Raw genomic sequence first — 7038 nt, forward strand, 5'->3', positions numbered from 1 at the left:
GACTGGCTGCAACAGCTTGACGATCAGTCGATCGATCTTGTAGTCGCTGACCCACCTTATAACTTAAGAAAAGCAGAGTGGGACACGTTCGACAGCCAAGCCGCTTATATTGATTGGTCGATGCGTTGGATCAAAGAAGCAGCACGAATTTTAAAGGCGTCCGGCTCGCTTTATGTTTGTGGATTTTCTGAAGTGCTAGCGGATTTAAAGCAGCCGGCGCTAGAGTATTTTCATTCCTGTCGCTGGCTGATTTGGCACTACCGAAATAAAGCGAATTTGGGGCAGGATTGGGGACGATCGCACGAAAGCATTCTGCACTTTCGCAAATCTACTCAATTTCGGCTGCGACTCAATCAAATCCGAATTCCCTACGGCAGCCATACGCTAAAATATCCGGCGCATCCTCAAGCGATCACCAGCAATTTTGGCAATGGCAAAGCTCGCGTTCACTGGACGCCAAATCCACTGGGCGCAAAGCCCAAAGACGTATTTGAAATTCCTACAACCTGCAATGGCATGGGCGAAAAAACGCCCCATCCAACCCAAAAGCCAGAGGAACTTGTGCGCAGACTTGTCCTTGCTGCCTCTGATGTTGGGCAAACAATTCTTGATCCGTTTTCAGGTGCAGGAACGACACTGGTTGTCGCTGAGCAGCTAGGACGAAACTGGTTAGGATGCGAGCAGAATTTAGAATACAACCATTGGGCAATCCAGCGGCTCGAAACGGTGCGTCAACGATCGATTACAGAATGGATCGAGTTCGATCGTAAGAATGCTGAACGACGCGAACGAATCCGCTGAAATAGGAGCCAGAGAAAAAACCATTTGATGAGTCAGGAGAGATTTTTTGAACTCCCGATTAAGCTCAACTGTCAACATTGCTCTAATTTTGTCAGCAGGTGCTTCAACCCGAATGGGCACCTGTAAAGCGTCGTTGCTGTGGAAAGGCATGACGCTATTAAACTATCAGGTGCAGCAGTGGCAGCTTGCAGATGTAACGCCTGTTGTAGTGCTGGGACCGCACAACGCAGACCTGCAACGGACGGTAACGTGTCGCTGCCTGATTAATCCCAACCCCAGCGCGGGCAAAACGAGTTCGATCCTGACGGGGCTACGATCGCTCTCCGACTGGTCAGTGCTGGCGATCGCTGCCGTAGATCAGCCGCGTCCTGCTGCAATCTACCAACGCCTGCTGCAAGAGCATCTGCATCACTCAGCGTTAATTACGGCACCAACGCATCATGGACGCATCGGGCATCCGCTGCTGTTTGCCGCTGCGCTGCTGCCCGATCTGCTTGCTATCAGCGAAGAGACTCAAGGGCTGCGTCAGATTGTGCAAGCCGACCCGACTCGAATTCGCCGCGTACACTTCGAGAGCGCGATCGTTCTGGCAGATCTGAACACGCCAGATGCATTTGAAGCGTGGCGATCGCGCTAGCGGCAGGACCGCAATCGTCTCGTCCAGGGCTGACCGATGCGTCTGTGTCTGGTAAACACTCAGCTTGCCAGGGAATGCGGCGATGATTCCCTTGCCTATGGGCAGATCTTGGTTGAACTTGGAGGGTTAGAGGCAGCGAAGGCTCACCTACAACAGCACCTCAAAACCTGGAGCCATCCGCAGAGCTACATCACGGCAAAGATTCAACAAAAGCAGGGAAACAGGCTGACGCTCGTGAAACCCTGGAAACGATGATCATTAAGATCAAAAGCTCGGTACCGTTTCAGTATCGCAAAAATCAGCATTTTGTTAAACAGAGCGAAAAGATGCTGAAGGCATTAGCCTAACCCCTTGTTCTTTTGACCCTACGACTCCTGCAATCGTTTGTCCTTCCTATCTTAGGTTGGGTCAGTTCACGCTAAAACGACGATGGAGCGGTGAGTCTACTCCATCGTCGATCGCTGAAATTATACGCTTCTAAATGCGGACAGCCACCAGCTACCTTAACCTAATGCCCGCCTCGATTAGCCTGGGTAATTGGGCTGTTTGCCATTTCTGCGGCACCTTGACGACCGAATTGTTGACGCTCGGCGTCGTCTATGTCTTCGTAAACATCCGCTTCCGGCTGATCTGGGTCGCGCTCCTGAATCGGATCGATCTTTGCTGCCTTCTTCAACTCGGTAGGATTGGGCGTTTGGAAGGGAGGGTTATTGATCTGGTCTTTGTCTTTTGAAGAACTCATGGTTAGGCGGTTGAACAACGTTTACCCTCAGTGTTCTAGGCTTACCCAGCGTTTACGTCTGTCCAATGGGCTAAATCCCAATTTGAGCGAGGGTTCAGCAAAAAAGTGTTAAACGATTGCAGTGTTTCAGCATAAACCGCAAGCTTCCGTGTAAGATTTCTGTGAAAAATTCACCGTTCCGGTTCACAGTTCTGTGAGGAGTTTTATGGGAACACATTTTTGGAAAGTCTCAACGGCTGTTTTAACGCTTGCAGCATTGACAACTGTAGGCACAGGGGCGATCGCAGCTCCAATTGCGGAACCTGCCGCGATCGCTCAAGCAGGAGCGGCGGGACCGATCATTGGGCAATGCCGAGCGGTTAATAAATCCACAGCGGTTTACCAGGCAGCATCCACGACCAGTCCAGTCGTTCGCGTGCTGGCAACGGATGCACGAGTGACGCTTGCCAGCAATGGCAGCGCTGGCTTTATTGCCATCAGCGCTCCAGTTAATGGGTTTGTTCAAACTGCCAATCTTAAACCCTGTCCGGACGGCAATCCGAATCCGCCTGGAAACACCTGCCGCCGAGTGACTCAGCCACTTGGATTGGTGATTCGCCGCAATCCCGACACCAACTCGGCAGCGGTCGGCGGGGCAGACTTGAACCAGCGCGTCTATCTAACGACCAATCCGGCAACGTCCAGAGTCGGCGCTGACGGGCGCGTCTGGGTTCAACTCGCTCAACCCGCCGCAGGCTGGGTATCCAATGGCTTCCAGGGTACTGGCACGACCAACCTCGTGTACTGTACGCCGTAGGGGCGACGAAAGCGTTCTAGCCTTCTATTTGCAGAAGGTTGGGCGTTAGCTGTACGCCGTTGTGCCCATGGATAAGCATGGCTCGATCGTTGCCATCACCGATCGAGCCAGTGCATCAAAGTCGTACCCTCCTTCTAGCCCAAAGACAAGGCGGCGAGTTAACTGCAAGCAGTGCTGCGTGAACACACCGTAGTCATTGGGCTGGAGGGCGATCTGTGCCAGTGGATCGGCGTAGTTGGCGTCGTAGCCTGCGCTGACAATTAGCAGATCGGGCTGGAAGTCTTTGAGAAAGGGCATGACCTGCTGTTCAAATCGCGGTAGATAGTCCGCGATCGTGCTGCCCGATCGCAGTGGCAGATTCAGCACGTTGTTGTGGAACCCGCGCTCCTCCGCAAATCCGGTTCCCGGATACTGCGGCGACTCGTGCAACGAGCAGAACGCGATGTTGGGGTTGGCTTCGACGATCGCTTGGGTGCCGTTACCGTGATGCACATCCCAGTCCAAGATGGCAATGCGCTGAATATCAGGCTGTTCGAGGGCGTAGTGAGCGGCGATCGCCGCGTTTGAGAAAATGCAGAAGCCCATGCCAAAATCGCTCACGGCATGGTGTCCGGGAGGACGTGCCAGCACAAATGCGGGTTCTCCGGTCTGCCGCACCTGATCGATGCCATCGAGCCACGCACTGACCGCCAGCAGCGCTACATCATAGCTCCGCGCCGAAATTGGTGTATCGGCGTCGATGTAGCCGCCGCCGCGATCGGCGAGTCGCTGCACCGCATTAACGTAGCGGGGAGCATGCACCCGCTGCACCAGTGGCAGCAAATTGGGTCGCTGCGCGGCTGGAGTCGGCGATCGCCAGTCCAACTGATTCGCCCACGGCGCTGCCTTGAGTGCATGGGCGATCGCGGTTAATCGTCCGGGCTTTTCGGGATGGAATGCGCCTGTTTCATGCAGCAGGAATTTGTCGGAGTAGATAATTGGCAGCATCGCAGTTTGAGAAATATTGGGTTTTTGCGATCGTACCTGTTCGCTTCCTGCTCAGCACCTTAAAGTGCTCGAAGCCAGTTTTTGGCTCTTGCTACTGGTCTTTTAATCAGTGGCTGTGCCCCAGAGTCAAAGAGCACGATCTTAAACGGTAGTCTGGATGGCTTTGGCGTTTCTACGTCTCACGCACAAGCAGCGCAACTGGAAATTCCGTCAGAGCATTGCTCAAAGACACTTGACCATTGCTCTGCACCGTTTGCTCTGTAATCAGATTTTTCCACTGAGACTGGGGCGCGTTGATTGCTGTGTCGTGCCAGCAATCTCCGAGTGGCAGTTCTCCGGGTTGGATGAGCCGAGTAAAAAAGCGGGGCGCGATCGCGATCGCCGTTTGTCCTTGATGCGTTCTAGCAAAGGCAATGACGTGGTTGGCGAACTTGCCGGTCACTGTGAGCGGTTGGTAGTCTCCCTGCTGGAAAAGCTCCAGATAGTGGCGGCGGGCGTGCAGCAGTCTCGTGGTCAGGAAAAGTTTAATTTTGCCGTCCTGCGGATTTTTCAGCAGGTCTGACCGATCGCCTCCACGCTGAATCTCCTTGAGAAATTGCCGTCGCTTGTCGTAATCAACGGGACGGCGATTGTCTGGATCGACCAAGCTCAAATCCCACAGTTCGCAGCCCTGATAGAGATCTGGCACGCCGGGAGCTGCATTTTTTAGCAGCACTTGCGATAAGGAATTGAATACGCCATACGCCGCGATGCGCTGCTGAAACGGACGAAACGCTGCCAAGAATTCCTGATTCGATAGGACCGCATCAACAAAGGCAAGATAGCCGTCTTCGTAGGCGCTATCTGGTCGCAGCCACGCGGTGTGCACTTTTGCTTCGCGCACGGCTTTGATGACGTACTCTTTGACGCGATCGACAAACTGCGGAAACTCTGAGTTGTCAAAGGGAAACGCACCAATCAGCGTTTGATATAGGAAATATTCGTCATTCACGTCCGGCACTAATTTGCCGTTGAGGTTCTGCTTGTGTGAGCGGTTCAACTCGCGCCAGTGCTGCAAGTGCTGTTCCCACTCTTGCGGTAGCTCCGACAGCACGTTTAGCCGCGATCGAGCATCTTCGCCGCGCTTGGTGTCGTGGGTAGCGGTAGCGTTCATGGAGTGCTGCCAGTACTCTCCTTTGCGCTGATTAAAGCGATGAAATGCCTCAGTTGAGATCCCGAAGTGGCTTGGGTTGCCGCCCACTTCGTTTAGCGACAGCAGGCGGTTGTAGCTGTATAGCAGTGTATCTTCCACACCTTTTGCCATCAGCGGTCCGGTTAATTGCTGAAATTTGGCAACGAAGTGCAGGCGATCGGCTTTTTGCTCCTCGGTCAACAGCGCCTCGTCTTCTCGCAGCAGCAATTTTTGGATGTAATCCAGTTCCTTCAGCATCCGCGGAGCTGGAGATTTTGCCTGCGCGATCACTTGCTTGATATAGGCACGATCGGCGTCAGTTATGCTTTCAGCCGTGACGTAAGTGCGGTACACCGGAAACAGCGCCAGCACCTCGGTCAGCGCTCGTGCCAATCCGTGCGCTGTGAAGTCTACCCCCTCGCGGGTTTGTCCCGAAATCCGCTTCAGCTTCTGCGCCAGATTGTCCACATCTCCGGCAAGATTCTTTTCGATAATCAGTCGTTTTTTGTCAACGACGAGGCGATTGTACTCGGCATCGTTGCGGATAAATTGAGTGTAAATCTCGTGAAACGCCTGCTCGTTTTCACTCTGACAAAAGATACCGTTGACGTAATTGAGAAATTCGTAGCCGCTCGTGCCCTGAATTTGCCAATCGGAAGGTAGTTCTTCCTCTAGTTCTAGAATCTTTTCAACGGTGATGTAGGCATCGCCCACTTTCTCCCGCAGCCGTTCTAAATACTGCTTGGGGTCGTACAGACCGTCAACGTGGTCAATTCTTAGTCCCGTGAATTTTCCTTCAGCAACTAGCTGCTGAATTAAGGAATGCGTCTTGTTAAAGACCTTAAGTTCTTCGACTTTGACAGAAATTAGCTCGTTAACGGTGAAAAACCGCCGGTAGTTAATTTCTTCTGCCGCAACTTTCCAGAATGCTAGTCGGTAGAATTGTTCAGAAAGTAAGCTGTCTAACGGGTTAAAGCTTTCCGAGTTGCCTTTTTCGCCGTTAAAAAACTGCACATTTTGATCAAAGAATGCCTTGACCTCATCGTTCTGCGTATACAGTTCCCACAGCAGCGATTTAATGAACGAGATTTGATCGTAGCGCTCTTTTCCTTTTGTCTCCTCAGGAACGCTTTTAATTAGATATAAGATACCGAGGAGCTTGATAAAGTCTGGATGCTTTCTGCCGATCGCTCTCGTCAACTGCCCCAAGTTCTGCCCAATGAATTTAGCGTAGGACTCAATCCGAACGGGCAGCGTTAGCCCAAAGTAATTGATCAGTAAGCCTTGCTCGTCGTAGCTCAGTTGAATTTCGCCATTCTCTAAGCAGTCGCCGTAGAAATTACCCAGCATTGGGGTCAGCACTTTTCCACGGAAATTTTCGTAGGCATGATTCCATTCAATATCAAAGAAATCGATCGACTCTGAATCAGGACCGTTTTCTAGAACGTCCATTAACCAGGCATTCTGGCTATCATACGCCATGTGATTCGGCACAATATCTTGCAGCCAACCCATGTCGCGCTGTTGCAGTTCAGCGATTAATTGATCGAATTGCTCTGGAGTCCCAAGTTCGGGATTTAGCTGCGTTGGATCGACGACATCATAGCCGTGAGAGCTACCCGATCGCGCTTTAAAAATAGGGGACGCATACACATCGGAAACTCCCAGTTCCGATAAATACTCAACAATGGCTTGAGCCGCTGCAAATGGAAAGCCGCCGTGGAACTGAATCCGATAGGTTGCTGTTGGAATTCGCATAAGTTAGCGATATGGCAAAGTTTATTAGATGACGATCAAGTTTGGTACAGGACAATGCTTTTCGCTGGAATGGTGTAGGACTGATCCGGCAGCAGTTTTTCTGGCAATTCTACTCCTGGCCCCATCCATTTTTCGTCTGCCGAATC

The 7038-nt window shown here is 52.1% G+C and carries 7 protein-coding genes; 4 read left to right on the forward strand and 3 right to left on the reverse strand.

Annotated elements, in window-relative coordinates:
- From H6F43_RS11275 to H6F43_RS11285, 3 genes are all read left to right on the forward strand, one after another.
- A partial coding sequence (locus H6F43_RS11275; RefSeq protein WP_190342860.1) for a site-specific DNA-methyltransferase occupies positions 1-801 on the forward strand: 801 nt, incomplete at its 5' end.
- A gap of 46 nt (positions 802-847) precedes the next feature.
- Positions 848-1438 carry an NTP transferase domain-containing protein gene (locus H6F43_RS11280; protein ID WP_199290288.1) on the forward strand — a complete coding sequence of 197 codons (591 nt, stop codon included), beginning with the start codon at positions 848-850 and terminating at the stop codon, positions 1436-1438.
- Positions 1439-1474: 36 nt separating this feature from the next.
- Positions 1475-1693 (forward strand): hypothetical protein, encoded by a 219-nt coding sequence (locus H6F43_RS11285; RefSeq protein ID WP_190342861.1) that lies wholly within the window; start codon positions 1475-1477, stop codon positions 1691-1693.
- Positions 1694-1946: 253 nt separating this feature from the next.
- Here the strand turns inward: H6F43_RS11285 and H6F43_RS11290 are convergent, their stop codons facing one another.
- A complete protein-coding gene (locus H6F43_RS11290; RefSeq protein ID WP_190342862.1) occupies positions 1947-2180 on the reverse strand; it encodes a hypothetical protein in 234 nt (77 codons plus the stop codon).
- 205 nt (positions 2181-2385) lie between these two features.
- Here H6F43_RS11290 and H6F43_RS11295 point away from each other — a divergent pair, with 205 nt between their 5' ends.
- A complete protein-coding gene (locus tag H6F43_RS11295) occupies positions 2386-2976 on the forward strand; it encodes a hypothetical protein (RefSeq protein WP_190342863.1) in 591 nt (196 codons plus the stop codon).
- 45 nt (positions 2977-3021) lie between these two features.
- On the opposite strand, the gene H6F43_RS11300 is transcribed toward H6F43_RS11295, so the two are convergent.
- A complete protein-coding gene (locus tag H6F43_RS11300) occupies positions 3022-3963 on the reverse strand; it encodes a histone deacetylase (protein WP_190342864.1) in 942 nt (313 codons plus the stop codon).
- 172 nt (positions 3964-4135) lie between these two features.
- Positions 4136-6892 carry a malto-oligosyltrehalose synthase gene (treY, locus tag H6F43_RS11305; protein ID WP_190342865.1) on the reverse strand — a complete coding sequence of 919 codons (2757 nt, stop codon included), beginning with the start codon at positions 6890-6892 and terminating at the stop codon, positions 4136-4138.
- Positions 6893-7038 lie beyond the last annotated feature (146 nt).

This window comes from Leptolyngbya sp. FACHB-36, from assembly GCF_014695955.1.
In the GTDB taxonomy this organism is placed as follows: domain Bacteria; phylum Cyanobacteriota; class Cyanobacteriia; order Leptolyngbyales; family Leptolyngbyaceae; genus FACHB-36.

Bases quoted from the DNA above. Each gene is read 5' to 3' on its own strand.
- H6F43_RS11285 (WP_190342861.1), top strand. From the start codon at position 1,475: ATGCGTCTGTGTCTGGTAAACACTCAGCTTGCCAGGGAATGCGGCGAT.
- H6F43_RS11290 (WP_190342862.1), bottom strand. From the start codon at position 2,180: ATGAGTTCTTCAAAAGACAAAGACCAGATCAATAACCCTCCCTTCCAA.
- H6F43_RS11295 (WP_190342863.1), top strand. From the start codon at position 2,386: ATGGGAACACATTTTTGGAAAGTCTCAACGGCTGTTTTAACGCTTGCA.
- H6F43_RS11300 (WP_190342864.1), bottom strand. From the start codon at position 3,963: ATGCTGCCAATTATCTACTCCGACAAATTCCTGCTGCATGAAACAGGC.
- treY (WP_190342865.1), bottom strand. From the start codon at position 6,892: ATGCGAATTCCAACAGCAACCTATCGGATTCAGTTCCACGGCGGCTTT.